This is a genomic window from Agreia sp. Leaf244 (assembly GCF_001422695.1).
Classification (GTDB): domain Bacteria; phylum Actinomycetota; class Actinomycetes; order Actinomycetales; family Microbacteriaceae; genus Agreia.
Genome location: NZ_LMLX01000001.1, coordinates 18,435 through 33,506, shown reverse-complemented (window position 1 = coordinate 33,506; position 15,072 = coordinate 18,435). Strand labels below are relative to the sequence as shown.

The 15,072-nt window shown below is 67.3% G+C and carries 14 protein-coding genes; 6 read left to right on the top strand and 8 right to left on the bottom strand.

Annotated features, from left to right (window positions below; all coding sequences use genetic code 11):
- Nucleotides 1-8: 8 nt before the first annotated feature.
- The 6 genes from ASF06_RS00145 to ASF06_RS00120 all read right to left on the bottom strand — a co-directional run bounded on the left by ASF06_RS00145 (nucleotide 9) and on the right by ASF06_RS00120 (nucleotide 5,646).
- Complete coding sequence (locus ASF06_RS00145; protein ID WP_055941857.1) at nucleotides 9-863, bottom strand: glycosyltransferase family 2 protein; 855 nt, start codon at nucleotides 861-863, stop codon at nucleotides 9-11.
- Complete coding sequence (locus ASF06_RS00140; RefSeq protein ID WP_055941854.1) at nucleotides 860-2,008, bottom strand: glycosyltransferase family 4 protein; 1,149 nt, start codon at nucleotides 2,006-2,008, stop codon at nucleotides 860-862. Before ASF06_RS00140 ends, ASF06_RS00145 begins: the two co-directional genes overlap by 4 nt.
- Complete coding sequence (locus ASF06_RS00135; protein ID WP_055941851.1) at nucleotides 1,983-3,563, bottom strand: DUF2142 domain-containing protein; 1,581 nt, start codon at nucleotides 3,561-3,563, stop codon at nucleotides 1,983-1,985. Before ASF06_RS00135 ends, ASF06_RS00140 begins: the two co-directional genes overlap by 26 nt.
- The gene (locus ASF06_RS00130) at nucleotides 3,560-3,925 is read right to left on the bottom strand and encodes a DUF2304 domain-containing protein (RefSeq protein WP_055923517.1); all 366 of its coding nucleotides are present in this window, start codon (nucleotides 3,923-3,925) and stop codon (nucleotides 3,560-3,562) included. The genes ASF06_RS00135 and ASF06_RS00130 overlap by 4 nt, the downstream gene beginning before the upstream one ends.
- Nucleotides 3,922-4,626 (bottom strand): glycosyltransferase family 2 protein, encoded by a 705-nt coding sequence (locus ASF06_RS00125; RefSeq protein ID WP_235500848.1) that lies wholly within the window; start codon nucleotides 4,624-4,626, stop codon nucleotides 3,922-3,924. Before ASF06_RS00125 ends, ASF06_RS00130 begins: the two co-directional genes overlap by 4 nt.
- A gap of 78 nt (nucleotides 4,627-4,704) precedes the next feature.
- The gene (locus tag ASF06_RS00120; RefSeq protein ID WP_055941844.1) at nucleotides 4,705-5,646 is read right to left on the bottom strand and encodes a glycosyltransferase; all 942 of its coding nucleotides are present in this window, start codon (nucleotides 5,644-5,646) and stop codon (nucleotides 4,705-4,707) included.
- 38 nt (nucleotides 5,647-5,684) lie between these two features.
- Between ASF06_RS00120 and ASF06_RS00115 the strand changes: the two genes are divergently transcribed.
- Both ASF06_RS00115 and ASF06_RS00110 read left to right on the top strand, forming a co-directional pair.
- Complete coding sequence (locus tag ASF06_RS00115) at nucleotides 5,685-6,428, top strand: glycosyltransferase (protein WP_055941841.1); 744 nt, start codon at nucleotides 5,685-5,687, stop codon at nucleotides 6,426-6,428.
- 58 nt (nucleotides 6,429-6,486) lie between these two features.
- Entirely contained in the window at nucleotides 6,487-8,526 is a 2,040-nt protein-coding gene (locus ASF06_RS00110) for an acyltransferase family protein (RefSeq protein ID WP_082500587.1), read from the top strand.
- Here the strand turns inward: ASF06_RS00110 and ASF06_RS00105 are convergent.
- On the bottom strand, nucleotides 8,523-9,410 hold the full coding sequence (locus ASF06_RS00105; RefSeq protein WP_055941835.1) for a glycosyltransferase family 2 protein: 888 nt from the start codon (nucleotides 9,408-9,410) through the stop codon (nucleotides 8,523-8,525). The genes ASF06_RS00110 and ASF06_RS00105 overlap by 4 nt on opposite strands.
- Before the next feature lie 19 nt (nucleotides 9,411-9,429).
- Nucleotides 9,430-10,506 (bottom strand): glycosyltransferase family 2 protein, encoded by a 1,077-nt coding sequence (locus ASF06_RS00100; RefSeq protein WP_055941830.1) that lies wholly within the window; start codon nucleotides 10,504-10,506, stop codon nucleotides 9,430-9,432.
- A gap of 97 nt (nucleotides 10,507-10,603) precedes the next feature.
- Between ASF06_RS00100 and ASF06_RS00095 the strand changes: the two genes are divergently transcribed.
- From ASF06_RS00095 to ASF06_RS00080, 4 genes are read left to right on the top strand one after another with little or no spacing between them, the layout of a single operon-like run.
- Nucleotides 10,604-11,854, top strand: coding sequence for a rhamnosyltransferase WsaF family glycosyltransferase (locus ASF06_RS00095; RefSeq protein WP_235500847.1), 1,251 nt, complete (start codon nucleotides 10,604-10,606; stop codon nucleotides 11,852-11,854).
- A complete protein-coding gene (locus ASF06_RS00090; protein ID WP_082500586.1) occupies nucleotides 11,851-13,083 on the top strand; it encodes a rhamnosyltransferase WsaF family glycosyltransferase in 1,233 nt (410 codons plus the stop codon). The genes ASF06_RS00095 and ASF06_RS00090 overlap by 4 nt, the downstream gene beginning before the upstream one ends.
- The gene (locus ASF06_RS00085; RefSeq protein WP_055941821.1) at nucleotides 13,076-14,002 is read left to right on the top strand and encodes an NAD-dependent epimerase/dehydratase family protein; all 927 of its coding nucleotides are present in this window, start codon (nucleotides 13,076-13,078) and stop codon (nucleotides 14,000-14,002) included. Before ASF06_RS00090 ends, ASF06_RS00085 begins: the two co-directional genes overlap by 8 nt.
- Nucleotides 13,999-15,009, top strand: a complete 1,011-nt coding sequence (locus tag ASF06_RS00080) for a glycosyltransferase family 2 protein (RefSeq protein ID WP_055941818.1) — start codon at nucleotides 13,999-14,001, stop codon at nucleotides 15,007-15,009. The genes ASF06_RS00085 and ASF06_RS00080 overlap by 4 nt, the downstream gene beginning before the upstream one ends.
- Nucleotides 15,010-15,072 lie beyond the last annotated feature (63 nt).

The window sequence follows — 15,072 nt, the reverse complement described above, 5'->3', positions numbered from 1 at the left end:
CGTAACTGTCAGCGGCGGTTGAAGACCCGCGTCACGAGATATGCCCGGGTCGACAGCCCGACGCGCACGGCCAGGCGTACGGGCGCGAGGTACCAGCCGCGGTACTTGCTCGACAGAAAGCGGTAGGCGCTCTCGTGATGCACGAGGACCATCTTCGTGGAGTGCTCGTCTGTGGAGTGCGCGCCCGAGTGCATGACCGTGGCCGACGGGGCGTACCTGTTGCGCCAGCCGGCCTTCGAGAGGCGGTAGCCGAGGTCGACGTCTTCGAAGTACATGAAGAAGCGGTCGTCGAAACCGCCGACGGCGTCGAAGGCCTCGCGGCGGATGAGCAGGCAGGAGCCCGACAGCCAGCCGGCGTCTCGCTCGCGGGGAGGACGCTCGTTGTCGCTGTGGTACTTGCGACTCCACGGGTTCGAGGGCCAGATGTTGGCGAAAAGTGCGTGCCCGAGCCCCATACGCAGCGACGGGATCGCCCGCGCCGACGGGTAGATCTCGCCGTCGGTCTCGACCAGCGGTCCGACCGCGCCGATGCGGGCATCCGATTCACCGACCCGCACGAGCTCGTCGATCGCCCCGGGGTGGATCTCGATGTCGGGATTGCTCACGAGAACCCATGCGACGTCGGACGGCAGGCTGCGAACGGCCGCGTTCATGGCGCCGCCATAGCCGAGGTTCGCACTCATGGGGAGGTAGGCGACGCCGTAGCGTTCGGCGAGTTCGCGCACGGGACCGCCGGCATCCGGACGGTTGTCGGCCACCACGACCTGCAGCTCGGAGACGCTCGCGTGCTCGAGCGACGCGAGGAAACCGTCGAGTACGCCCTCCGAGCCGTAGCTGACGGTGACGACTCCGGCCGCGCTCACGAGGAGGCTCCAGCCTCGGCGAAAGCGCGCGAGTAGACGGCCGCGCATTCGCTCCAGGTGAACCGCGCACTGCGGGCGAGTCCTGCCGCGGCCAGTGCCGCCCTGCGCTCGGGGTCGTCGAGCAGTTCACGCAGCCGCGTCGCGATCGACTCGGAATCGGTCTCGGTGTACTCGACGGCGTCGCCGCCGACCTCGGGGATCGAGAGGCGCCTGGTCGTCAGCACGGTCGCGCCGCTCGACATGGCCTCGAGCACGGGCAGCCCGAATCCTTCGCCGAGGCTCGGGTAGACGACAAGCTCCGAGCCGCCGAGGAAGGCCGAGAGAAGTTCGAGCGGCAGATAGCCTGCCTCGATGACGGGCCGCTCATCGGGGGGCAGGCCGGCGTTACGGTCGAGGGCGTCGTTAGCGGCCTCGTCCCAGCCTCGGGCGCCCGACAGCACGAGCACGGGAGTCGTGGGATCCGCGGCGCGGAGGCTCGCGTGGGCTTCGATCAGTGCGGGGATATTCTTGCGCGGCTCGATCGTGCCGAGGAAGGCGATCCACGGCTGGTCTGGCCGCAGGCCGATTTCTCGCCGGGCCGTGTCGACGGCTTCGGGGGTGGGCGGCGCGAAGACGGAGGGATCGACGCCGAGGTAGCCGACATCGATCGTGCCCTGCGCGTGGGCGACAAAGCGCTGCACCTCGTCGGCCGTTGCTCGGCTGGCGGCGACGAGCCTGTCGGCCCGGGCGTTGGCCCAGCGGATCCAGGTGCGGAAGAAGACGCCCTTCAGACGGGAGTGCGCCTCGGGCGAGCTGAAGAAGGTGGCGTCATGCAGGGTGACCACCCGCCAAGCCCGCGCGACAAGGGGGAACGTGTAGTGCGGGGAGTAGATCACGTCGGCGTGGCGACGGCGGGCGAGCGCCGGCAGACCGGTCTGCTCCCACAGGAAACGACCGCCCCGAAGCGACACGAGTGCCGGAGCGACGAGATAGGTGTGGCCGGGCGCGACCGCGTGCAGCGCAGGGATGTCGTGTCGCTTCGCGACGACCTCGACGAGCTCGCCGTTTTGCTCCAGGCCGGAGAGCAGGCCGGAGATGAACCGGGCAACACCCCCGTGGCTGGGCGGAATCGACGTGGCGTCAAACAGTACGCGCGGCTGAGCCACGGTGCTCCTCCTGCCTGACGACCAGTGCTCGGCGATCGGCCGAATGGATGCGCAGGGCGACGACGGCGAGAACGGCGAGCCCGGCGGCGAACAGCGCCAGCGGAACGGCGATGCCGCCGGGCGGAATCCAGGCGGGATCGGTGATCAGCTGCTTCCACGAGGTGTCGCTGCCGATCACGTTGCGGCGGAGCGCCTTGAGGAATCCATAGCCCTGGCCGGCGATGAAGCCGAGCAGCACGACGAGCACCAGGCGGGTCAGGCCGGCGGCCCTCAGCGGCTGCTCCTCGAGGCTCAGGCCGACGAGCGCGGCGACGCCGATGATCAGCATCACGAAGATCGGCAGACCGTATCGGCCTTGCCAGATGAAGCCGCCCGAGGTGATGAACGCCGCCTGGATGAGGGCCGGCAGGAAGACGGCCAGCAGGAGCAGGATCACGCCGACCAGTGCCCGACGCCCCCGCAGCAGGGTGAAGCCCGCGAGCAGGATGCCCCCGAGCAGTATCGTCCAGATCACGATCGTGGTGGCGGGCACGGGGGTGTCCATCCACCCGAAGTTGCCGATCATGTCGGCGCCGTTCGTGAACGTGAGGGTGATCATCTTCACGAATCCGAAGAACGGGCTCTGGCCCACGTCGGGGAAGACCGTCGTGATGACCGTGGTCGCGGGTGCCCCGCCGGTCGCCTCTGTTGCGAGCCTCGAGCTGATCGGCGTCCACGCCAGCGCGAACGCGGCTCCCACCGCGATGATCGCCGCGGACACCAGCACCACCCGATGGCGCAGGAGTCGGCCGAGTTCGCGCCAGCTCAGCAGGAAGAGGGGAACGAGGATCGCCAACGCGATCCAGAGCGGTGAGATCGTGCGCGTGTTCGCGGCGAGCACCGAGACGACCACGAGAATCGTGGCCCGTTCCCGTAGCAGCCGTTCGTCGGCCTGTGTGACGATCGTGAGCATCGCCACGAATGCCGCGATGGTGCCCGAGATCTCGAACGAGCTCGGGTTCACCAGCCCGTTGACGTAGATGACCATGGGGGTGATCGCGACGGTGAGCCCGATGAGAGGAATGGTCGGCCTGCGCCAGGTCGACACGAGCATAAAGGCCAGGGCGAGGATCGCCGAGGACAGGATCGCGCTGACGATGCGCATCGCGTAGATGCCGACCTCATTCGAGAAGACGAGCGTCGGCCAGCCGACCATCGCGTAGTAGATCGGGTTGTAGTAGCCCGCCGTGGTCGTTCCCGTGACCAGTTCACCCGGGTCGCCGACGAGCGGCGGTGCACAGTTCGCCGGCACTTCCGGGTTGAAGACGAAGCACGTCTGGGCGTTGCTCCACGACACGTAGTTCGGCACCGTCACCTCGTTGCCGTAGCTGCCCTGGGGTCCGACCAGTTCGCCTCGCACGACGGAGGCGGCCTTGATCAGGTGGGCGGGCTCGTCGGGCCCCGAGCTGATCGGCGACGCGATCGCCCAGGCCGACGCGAGAAGGGCCAAGGCGATCCAGGCGCCGGCGAAGACGCCCCATCGTGCTCGAGCGGGGCGGGGAGCGATAAAGGTCACGACTGTTCCTTGATCGACCTCTCGAGCTCGTCGATGCGCAGCTGCTGGAGGGCAGCCGTCTCGGCGAGCACGCGGGTCTTGGTCTCGAGGTCGGTGAGTTCGGCGCTGTGCTGGATCGACACCAGGAACAGCACCGCCATGCTCACGAAGAAGATGAGGTTCGTCGGCACCGCGACGCCGACGAGGCCCGCCGCCCAGCCGAGGATGTCGGGAAACAGCCCGACGATCAGCGCCAGCGATCCGGCGAGCAGCCACCAGACGGCGTGCCGCTCGCGCAGGCGTCTGCGGCGCAGCATCTCGATCACGACACCGAGTGTGAGCAGGGCCGAGAAGACTCCGAGCAGGTATGTGGCGATGGTCATCGGGTCGACGCCTCCGAGGGCAGGATGACGGGCGGCCGAAGCAGGGCGATGAACAGTGCCATGACCGCGCGGCCCAGATAGATCGCCGCCTTGAACGGGTTGTGGGAGGGGCGTCCACCCGCGCGGGGTCGCATGGCGACGGCCACCTGGCTCACCCGCAGGCTGGCCCGGCTGGCGATCACGAGCGACTCCACCGTGTCGCCGAGGTATTCGGCCGGGTAGTGCGCGGCGAACAGCCTGACCGCGCGGGGGCCGCTGGCGCGGAACCCCGACGTCGTGTCGGTGAGTCGCGTTCGGGCGAGACGACTCAGGATGCCGGAAAGCATGAGCATGGCCCACTTGCGGGGGCCGCGAACCTCGTACTCACCGGTTCCGGCGAAGCGCGCGCCCAGCACGAGGTCGCTGGAGTTCAACTGCTCGATGAGGGCGGGGAGTCCGACGGGATCGTGCTGGCCGTCGGAGTCGACCTGAACGACGTTGCGGTAGCCGTGCTCGAGGGCGTACTTGAAGCCGACGCGCATGGCGCCGCCGACTCCGAGGTTGAACGGAAGCGTTGCCACGATCGCGCCCGCCGCAGCGGCCTCCGCACCCGTCGCATCCGTCGAGCCGTCGTCGACGACGAGGCAGGCGATGCCGGGGTAGGAGGACAGGACCTCGCGAACGACGTTGCCGACGGCCTCTTCTTCGTTGAGTGCGGGCATCACAATGAGTGTGCCGTCAAAGGGGCGGGGCATCCGACCATCATAAGCGCCCGTGAAGACGGGGGAGCGGAAGCGCGATCAGGCCCGGGCGATCTCTTCGACGGACTCCGGCATACGGCCCTGGCGCCCCCGCACCCCGTCGCGCCAGCCGGCGACGATGAGACGGGCGAGCGTGAGCCTGTTCGGCGAGAGCGCCAGCACGATGGCGAAGTGTCGAGCGTCGAGCGCGGTCTCCTTCATCGACCAGGCCCGGTGACGAGCGCCGAACGCCCGGTTCATCAGAACGCGGTTCCGGGCCAGGTAGTAGTAACGGAATTCGGCGCTGCGCACGAGTGAGACGTCGCGGCCGCCGATGCGGAGACGCCGCCCGAAGATCGTGGGATGGAAGCGGCCGCCGAGGCTGTGGCCGAGGTGGGTGCCCGCGGCGAGCACCGTCTCGAAGCCGGCGTCGGAGAGCCGCATGAAGTACTCGGTGTCGACGGAGTCGATGAAGAGGCCGGCGCGGAACGGTCCCGCGTCGTGCCACACCGAGCGGGGGATGACCAGACCCGACTGGATCGGCTCGAGCCCCAGCACCACGCCGTTGCGCACCTCGGCCACGCGAGAGGGCAGTCCCTCGACCGAGTGCGGGGCGACGAGGCCGACGCGAACCCCGGCAGCCGTGGCCGCGTCGTGCGCGGCGACGGCGCGCGCGACGTAGTCGCCCTGCAGCGTCGAGTCCTGGTCGAGGGTCAGCACGAATTCCGCGCCGGGCTCGCTCTCGAACGCCGTATCGACGCCCGCGTTGAGCGCGGCGGCGATGCCCGAGTTCTGACCGAGCAGAACGACCTGGCAGCCGGCCGCCGCGCAGGCATCCAGAATCTCTGCCACGTCTGCGGTGCTGCCATCGTCGACGATCGTGACCGACGCGGTCTGCGGGAGAAGAGAGGTGCACGCGTCGACGAGCGCGGGGCCGGGATTGAAGGCCGAGATCACCGCGACGACCCGGGTCGACGGGGCCGGTCTGTCTGTGCGCTGCACGCGAAGCCTCCTTCTCGTCGGGCGAATACTATGGTGGCATGATCCGGGCGAGCGTGTGCATGGCCACCTACCGAGGCGCACCGTTCGTGAGGGAGCAGATCCTCTCGATCCTCGAGCAGCTGCACGACGACGACGAACTCGTGATCGTCGACGACGCATCGCCCGACGATACGGTCGCGGTCATCGAGCAGATCGACGATCCCCGCATCCGCCTGCATGCAGAGCCGGTCAACCGCGGCTATGTGAAGACGTTCGAGAACGCTGTTCGGCGCGCTCGCGGAACCTACATCTTCCTCTCCGACCAAGACGACGTGTGGACGCCCGGCCGGCTCGACCTGATGATCCGGCACCTCGGCACCAGCCTCGTCGTCGCCGGCAACTACTCGGTGCTCGGCGAACACGGCCGGATGCCCGCCCGACGGCCCCTGAGACCGGGTTACGACCGGCAGATCGGCTGGAACACCCTCGCGATCCTCGTGGGCTACCGGCCCTATTTCGGCTGCGCGATGGGGTTCCGCCGGGAGCTCGTGCCCGATCTCGTGCCCTTTCCCGAGATCTTCATCGAGTCGCACGACCTGTGGCTGGCCATTCTCGGCAACGCGACCCGGTCGATCTCGCACCTCGACGAGGTCGTCGTGGAGCGCCGCCTGCACGAGAACAACGTCACTCCTCTGAAGTGGCGCCCCCTCGGCACGATCCTCACAGCGCGGCTCATGCTGGCGCGGGGGATGCTGATCGCTCGGCGGCGGGTGCGCCGCAGGCCTCCGCGTTCGATCGCCTGATGACCACGCATCGCTGGCAATTCCCCGGTCTCAGCGGCTGCGTATACAGTGGCTCACTGTGACTTCCTCCAGCGTGCGCCCCGCGCCGCCCGCGCAGAAAGGGCACGTGAAAGATCTCCGGCTCGACATCCAGCTCCTGCGCGCGGTCGCGGTCGCGCTGGTCGTCGTCTATCACCTGTGGCCGCTCCGCCTGCCCGCCGGGTTCATCGGCGTCGACGTCTTCTTCGTCATCTCCGGCTTCCTGATCACGTCTCACCTGCTCAAGCAGGCCGAGGGGCCCGGCGGCATCAAGGTCTTCCGATTCTGGGCCAATCGCGCCCTGCGTCTGCTGCCCATGGCGTGTCTCGTGCTGCTCGCGACGATCTGGGCCGTCATCGTCTGGATGCCGCAATCGGTCTGGCAGTCGACCCTCCGCAACATCGTGGGCTCGGCGCTGTACGTGCAGAACTGGCTGCTCGCGAGTGATTCGGTCAGCTACCTCGCGCGTGACGAGCACCCGCCCATAACGCAGCACTTCTGGTCGCTCTCGGTCGAGGAGCAGTTCTACATCGCCTGGCCGATCCTGTTGCTCGCGGCGACCTTCGTCGCCGTTCGAATCGTCGGCAAGAAGGCCGAATCGGCTGCGCGCACACGCGCGATCCGACGAGCGATCTTCGGAGTCATGGCAGCGATCGCCCTTCTCTCCTTCGCGCTCTCTCTGTGGCTCACTTCGAGCCAGCCCGACCTCGCGTACTTCGCGACCACGACGAGGGCGTGGGAGTTCGCGGGCGGTGGGCTCATGGCCTTTGCGGCACTCAAGTCGCCCGTCTGGTTCGCCACGCAAGGCGGCCTCGTTGCGCGATCCCTCCTGAGCTGGGTCGCCTACATCACGCTCGCGGCGACGGCATTGCTGCTGCCCGCCAGCGCGCCCTTCCCGGGAACCGCCGCACTCCTCCCGGTTCTCGGCACGATGCTCGCGCTGTGGGCCGGCGACAGCAAGAAGATCTATTCGCCCACGGTGGTCGCGCGCTTGCGCCCGGTCACCTACATCGGCGACATCTCCTACGGCATCTACCTCTGGCACTGGCCCCTCATCGTCGTGGCTCCCTTCGTGCTGGGCGGCGCGCTCACCACCGTGCAGAAGCTCGTGATCGGGCTCATCGCGATCGTTCTCGCCGGTGTCAGCAAGGTGCTCGTAGAGGACCCGATCCGATTCGGCTCCTTCTGGCGTTCCTCCGTTCGCCGGGGTTTCTATCCGGCCGCCGTCGGCATGCTCGCCGTGACGCTCATCGCCACCTTGTCGGCCACCATGATCGAACGAGGGGGACTGGCGGTCGCCGCCGTCAGCGCGCCCTCCTCTTCCTCCGTCGGAGAAGTCCTCGACGGCGAGGCGCCGTTGGTTCCCACCCTGGCCAATCGATCGACGGACCGAGGCAACATGTACGACTGCTTCGATCTCGATCACACCACGCCCCATGTCTGCGAGTACGGGTTCACCGATGCCCCCGTTCGGATCGCGATAACAGGTGACTCGCATGCGGCGCAGTTCATCCCCGCACTGACTCAGATCGTCGAGCAGAACGGGTGGAGCCTCACGACGTTCGTGGGTGTGAGCTGCGACGCGGCGCTCGATGTCGAGCAGTGCGCGGGTGGTGCCGACTACGCGTCCCAGCTGATCGCGGGTGACTACGATGTGGTGCTCACATCGGCCTACAGGGATTCCTTCACCGACCCCGTCGATGTGGGCGCCTACTGGAAGACCCTCATCGACGGAGGAGTCAATCTTCTGCCGATCGCCGATGTTCCATTGAACCCGCAGGCCTCGTTCGACTGCATCGATGCGAGTGATGGCGACCCGGCGGCGGCACGCCAGTGCGTGACTCCGGCCGATGTCGCGCTGAACTCGGTTCCTGATCGGGTGACGTCACTGGCCGACCAGTTCCAGATCCCCTTCATCGATCTGACAGACGAGTTCTGCGACGACGACGTCTGCCGAACGGTTCGCGACCGCACCATCATCTACCAGGACTCGCCCACGTCTCATATCACCGCGACGTTCGGCCGACTTCTCGCTCCTCGGCTCGACGCCGAGATCCGGTCGGCGATCGGCGCGCGCTAGCGTCCGCCGAGCACGTGCCGCAGCAGAGCTCGCCGGCCATCCGAATCGCCCGACCGCAGGGCGGCGGGCAGCTCCGACAGCGCGTTGAGTCGCGACGGCACGTGCCGCCGGGCGACCCGGGCGGCGCGGTGCCAGCCGAGGGCATCGCAGCGGTCCGCGGCCTCGTAGAAGACCTCGCGCTCCTCGGCGAACTTCGATCCGTCGACGCCGCCCTGCGACGACACGCTCGCCGCGTGCCTGCGGTAGTCGAAGACGACCTCGTCGTCGAGCACGAGGCTGCCGCCCGAGAGCACGATCTGCATGATCAGCGTGAGGTCCTGCACCACGCGGCGGTCCTCCCTGAAGCCGAACTCGCGCAGACGAGAGCTGCGCCAGCACAGCGAGGGGAAGTAGCACCAGTTTCCGCGCAGGAGACTGGCGGCGAGCTCCTCGCCGCCGAGGACTCGCGGGCGAGGGCCTCGGGGGCGCAGAACCGTCTTCACGCGGTCGGCGAGCGGGAGCGCGGGATCGCCGTTCTGGTCGATCACCGAGACGCCCGGCTGGAGCAGGTCGGCATCCGGGAAGCGGGAGCGCAGCTGCTCGATGCGCGCCACATAGCCGGGCCGCATCACGTCGTCGCAGCCCATGATCACGGCGAAGTCGTTCTCGATGAGTGAGACGCAGCGGTTGAAGTTGCCGCTCACGCCGAGGTTGCGCTCGTTGCGCAGGTAGCTGATTCGAGGGTCGTCGAGCCCGAGCGCCCACTCGCCCGCCGAGGTGTCCGGGTAGACGTCGTCGACGATCACCAGACGCCAGTCGGCCGAGGTCTGCGCGCGCACGCTCTCGACCGCGCTTCGGAACTGATCGACGCGGCCGTAGAACGGCATGAGGATGTCGAGGGTCATGCCGGGCGGGTCTCCGACGTCAATCGTCGACCGTCCACTTCTTGATGAAGGAGCGGGGAAGTCGTGAACCGGCGTCGCGCAGGCGACCGTCCGAGACGTAGCCGGGAATCATCGCCAGCGCCTGCACGAGGCCGAGGGCCGTTGCCCTGACCTGCACACGGGCATCCGCGTCGCCCTTGTTCGCGACGGCCCGCCTGATGGCCTTGAAAAGACTGCCGCCCGTGCGAGCGACCGCCGAGACGAGCATGCGCAGGGTTCCGTTGCGGGCGGTGACCAGGATGCGGTTGCGCACGTTGTGCCGCAGGAAGAAGGGCGACCGGATGCCGCTCGACGCGGCGTGACGGTGCCACACCGTGGCGCCCTGCGCGTACTGCACGCTCCAGCCCGCCCGGCGCAGGCGCCAGGCGAGGTCTGTGTCCTCGTAGTACATGAACAGCCGCTCGTCGAAGAGGCCGACCGTTTCCAGCGCCGCTCGTCGAATGGCCGCACCGCCACCGGAGAATCCGAACACCTCGACCGGGCTGTTCTCGTCGTCGGTGGTGTCGAGCCATGAGCGGTCCCGCCCGTTGCCCGAGCGCGATACCTGGTTTCCGGTGCTGTTGATCAGGGCGATGCCCGAGCCGGGGGTCGCATTGCGCGCCACGCGTTCCCATCGCTGGCCGGATGCCGAGACGTACGCCGTCGGGGAGCCCGGTGCGGGAACGAATCTCCCGCTCAGAAGAATGCGGGCGGTCACGGCGGCGACGCGGTCGTTGCCGTCGTCGGCGAGGGGAGCCACGATGGCCGAGAGGAAGCCCGGAGCGGCGACGGCGTCGTTGTTGATCAGCACGATGACGTCGCCCGTGGAATTCGCGATTCCGAGGTTGACGCCGCCTGCGAAGCCGATGTTCTTCGGGCTGCGGATGATGCGCACATCCGGGTAGAACTGCGCGATCTCGCGGTCCGATCCGTCGGTCGAGGCGTTGTCGACGACGACCACCTCGACGTCGACGCCCGGCGTCTTCTGCTGCGAGAGGGACTCGATGCACTCGAGCACGAAGGCGCCGCCATTGAAGTTCACGACGATGACGGTCGCCCGCAACGTGTCGTGCGGCATGGCTTCTCCTCGGTCGATCGGCACATGGTTAGGCTACTAGCTGTTCCGCGGCCGCCGATCGGGGCCGAGCACGAGAACACTGTCGAAGGAGCCCCTCGTGAGCCTGTTCTCTCGCGCTGTCACATCGCTGAAGTCGGAAGGTCCGCGCCAAGCCGCATCGCGTGTCTTCAACCGACTGGCCATCGATCTGAACACCAACAAGCCCGGCGAGTCGCTGGTGCACCCCGACGACGCCGTCGCCGTCGACTGGACGGTGCCCGCCCTGTTCGAGACCGACCCGCCGCAGCCTGTCACCGAGAACGTCAAGACGGCGTGGATCATCTCCCCTCCCGGCCGCACGAGCGGTGGACACCAGAACGCCTTCCGCTTCATGGACTTCCTCGAGAAGGCCGGCCACTCGGTGACGGTGTACTTCTACACGACGGAGTCGAAGCCGATCGACCTCGCGGCGATCCGGCTGATGCTGCAGACGACCAGCGCGTATCCCGACCTTCGCGGCGAGCTGCGCATCTACGACCAGGCCGTCGGGCTGGATGCCGACACCCAGGCCATCTTCGCGACCGGATGGGAGACCGCATACCCGGCCCACCGGCATCCGTCGAACGCCCGCCGCTTCTACTTCACGCAAGACTTCGAGCCCGCGTTCTACGCCTCGGGCAGCGACTACGTGCTGGCCGAGAACACCTACCGCTTCGGCTTCCACGGCATCTCGGCGGGAAAGTGGCTGTCGAAGAAGCTCACCGACGACTACGGCATGCCCGGCGACCACTACGACTACGCCGTCGACAAGCAGCACTACTCGTTCACCAACACGTCGCGCCGGGGCGAGGTGCTCTTCTACGCCCGCCCGCCCACATCGCGCCGCGCCTTCGAGTTCGGTCGGCTCGTGCTCACCGAGCTGCACCGCCTGCGTCCCGAGATCACGATCAACATGGTGGGCTGGGACATCTCGCCCTACTGGGTGCCGTTCCCCTACGTGAACCACACCGCCCTCGACATCTCGCAGCTCAACGAGGTCTACAACCGCTGCGCGGCCGGGCTCATCCTGTCGCTCACGAACATGTCGCTGCTGCCGATGGAGGTCATGTCGAGCGGAGTCGTGCCTGTCGTGAACGACGGGCCCAACACGCGCGAGATCTTCGAGAGCCCGTACATGGACTACCAGCCCCTGTCACCCGGTGCGATGGCCCGCCGCATGATCGAGATCGTGGATGACGCCCGCCAGGTGGAGCACGCGCGGGAGATGGCCGAGTCGGTCGCGCGCATCGACTGGGCCGACCCGGGAGTGATGTTCATCGAGGCCTTCGACCGGGCCATGGCCGAGGGGCCAAGTACCATGGCACGGTGAGTTCACTAAAGAGGGTCTGGCAGGTTCTGCGCGAACAGGGGCCGCTGGCGTTGTTCGCCCGGGTCGCGCGCGGCATAGCGCGGTCGATCAAGCCGATGCCGAACTCCGTGCCGATCCGTCTGCTGGTGAAGACCGAAGACGCCAGCGAGGTCGACTGGAGCATTCCGCATCCGGCCGTCGTCGCCCCTCGCGTCGTCACGGGCGACAAGCTCACCGTCGCCTGGATCATGTCGCCCCCCGGCGAGTCGAGCGGCGGCCACCAGAACATCTTCCGCTTCATGAGCTACCTCGAGGCGGCCGGGCACACGGTCAAGATCTACCTGTACAGCTCGCTGCATCCCTTCACCGTGGCGATCGTCAAGGACATGCTCGCGTCGTCGCCCTCCTACCCGAAGCTGAAGGCGAGCATCGAGGCGCACACCGGCCAGAGCGTGGGCGATGACGTCGACGCCATCTTCGCCACAGGGTGGGAGACCGCCTACGCGTCGTTCCGCGACCAGGCGAACGCACGCCGCTTCTACTTCGTTCAAGACTTCGAGCCGTACTTCACGCCGGTGGGCTCGGCCTCGGTGCTCGCCGAGAACACCTACCGCTTCGGCTTCCAGGGCATCACCGCCGGAGGGTTCCTCTCGCACAAGCTCTCGACCGAGTACGGAATGACCGCCGCGCACTACGACTTCGGCGCCGACAAGTCGCTGTACAACATCACGAACAAGGGCCGCCGAAAAGAGATCTTCTTCTACGCGAGGCCGGTCACCGAGCGACGCGGCTTCGAGCTGGGCATCCTCGCGCTGGCGCATTTCGCCCGTGAGCGGCCCGACTACGTGATCAACCTCGCCGGCTGGGACGTGAGCACGTACAAGATCCCCTTCCCATACGTGAACCTTCAAGACCTGCGCATCGACCAGCTCAATGACGTGTACAACCGGTGCGCTGCCGGTCTCGTGATCTCGCTCACCAACATGTCGCTGCTGCCCCTCGAGCTGCTCTCCTCGGGCGTCATCCCCGTGGTGAACGACGGCGAGAACAACCGTCTCGTCAGCGACAACCCGTTCATCGAGTACGCCGACCCGTCTCCCAAGGCGCTCGCCCGACGCCTCATCGAGGTCGTCGATCGCGCCGACCTGCCGGAGCACGCACGCCTCGCATCCGAGAGCGTCCAGGGCGCCGACTGGGACGCCGCCGGCGCAACCTTCGTGAAGCTCTTCGAGGACGCCGTCCGTGGCTAGCTGCCTGGTCATCGGGGCCAACGGGTTCCTCGGCTCGCACCTCGTCGACGAGCTCGTCTCGCGCGGGCACGAGGTCACGGCCTTCGACCGGTTCTCGAGCCAGCAGGCCGCGTACTCGGCCCTCGGCGTCAGGCAGATCGCGGGCGATTTCATGAACCAGTCCGACGTGACCGAGGCCGTCGCGGGAGCGCAGTTCGTCTTCCACTTCGTCTCGACGACCACTCCGGTGACCGCGGAGAACGATCCGACGCTCGACGTGCGAACGAACATCGCGTCGAGCATCGAGCTCTTCCAGCACTGCGTCGACGCCGGAGTGCAGAAGCTGTTCTTCGCCTCGACCGGCGGGGCGATCTACGGTGACCAGCCCCGCACATCCTTCTCTGAGACCGTGTCGCCCCTGCCGGTATCGCCCTACGCGATCGGCAAGCTCGCGATCGAGGGGTACCTGCGGTACTTCGGCAAGAAGTACGGACTCGACTCCATCTCCTTCCGCATCTCGAATCCCTACGGACCTCGGCAACGCGCGAACAAGAAGCAGGGCGTCATCCCCATCTTCCTGTCCCGCATGGCGAGGGGGCTCCCGCTCACCGTCTACGGCGACGGCTCGATGGTGCGCGACTACCTCTATGTGAGGGATGCAGTGCGCATGATCGGCGACACCGTCGGCGGCGACTCGAACGAGAGCGTCTACAACATCGGCAGCGGCACCGGCACGAGCGTGAGCGAACTGCTCGACGTGGCGCGCAGGGTCACGGGGATCGAGCCCGACATCGAGGTGAAGCCTGTTCCTTCGACCTTTCTCGACCGGGTCGTGCTCGACACGAGTCGGTTCACGTCGGAGTTCGGCTACGACGAGTTCGTTAGTCTCGAACGCGGCATCGCCGATACCTGGGGACACGTGACGGGGGAGTCTCGATGACCGTCACTCAGCCCGAGAACGTCGAGCCCGATGTTCTGGCCACCGTCGCGGTGCTCACCTACAACGGCGAGACGTACCTCGAGCAGATCCTGAGCGCCGTAGAGGGCCAGGCCATCGACGGCGAGGTCGACATCCTGGTGATCGACTCGGGATCGACAGACGGAACCCTCGGCATCGTGGCGAGGCACCCCGCGGTTCGGCTCCACCAGATCCCGAACTCCGAATTCGGGCACGGCAAGACACGCAACCTGGCGGCCCGCCTCGCGAGGGGCGAGTTCATCGCCTACCTCACGCACGACGCGATCCCGGCCACGGACGGCTGGCTGCGCGAGCTGCTCGCGCCGCTGCGCGACACGGCCGCCGACATCAAGGCGGTCATGGGCAAGCAGATTCCCCGCCCGGGTTGTTTCCCCCTTCTCAAGTACGAGATCGAGGGTGTGTTCGCCGGGTTCGGGCCGGACTTCGGAACGACGGTCTTCTCCGACGACGGAACGGCCACAGAACAAGGACTCATCGATGCCCTCTCGTTCTACTCCGACGTCAACTCGGCCACGCGCACAGCGTTCCTGAGGAATGAGATTCCCTATCGAGACGTGCGCTACTCAGAAGACATGATGTTCGGGCAGGACATCATCGAGGCGGGCTACAAGAAGGCCTATGCTCCCCGCGGAGCCGTTATCCATTCCAACGACCTCACGCTCGACGAGTACGGCAAGCGCATGTTCGACGAGACGGTGGCGCTACGCCAGATCGGCAAACCGATCCCGCCCATGCGCCGTCGCGCCCAGCTGCGCATGACCGTTCGAGGCATCCTCGCCGACAGCATCCGTATCGTGCGCGACGATTACTCCCGGGTCGGTACGCTTCGCTGGCTGCTCGTGAATCCGCGCTTCCACAGGGCGAAGTGGCGCGCCTACAGAGCCGCGACGCTTGTCGACCTGAGCGACGGCGCTGCGATCCGAGCGGGGTCCCTGGAGCACAGCCGCAAGGTAGATCGGGAGCCCTGAGGGTCTTCGGGAAACCCGATTAGGAATTATCGGCGGCTGCCGCCATGATTCTGCCAAGGGGAT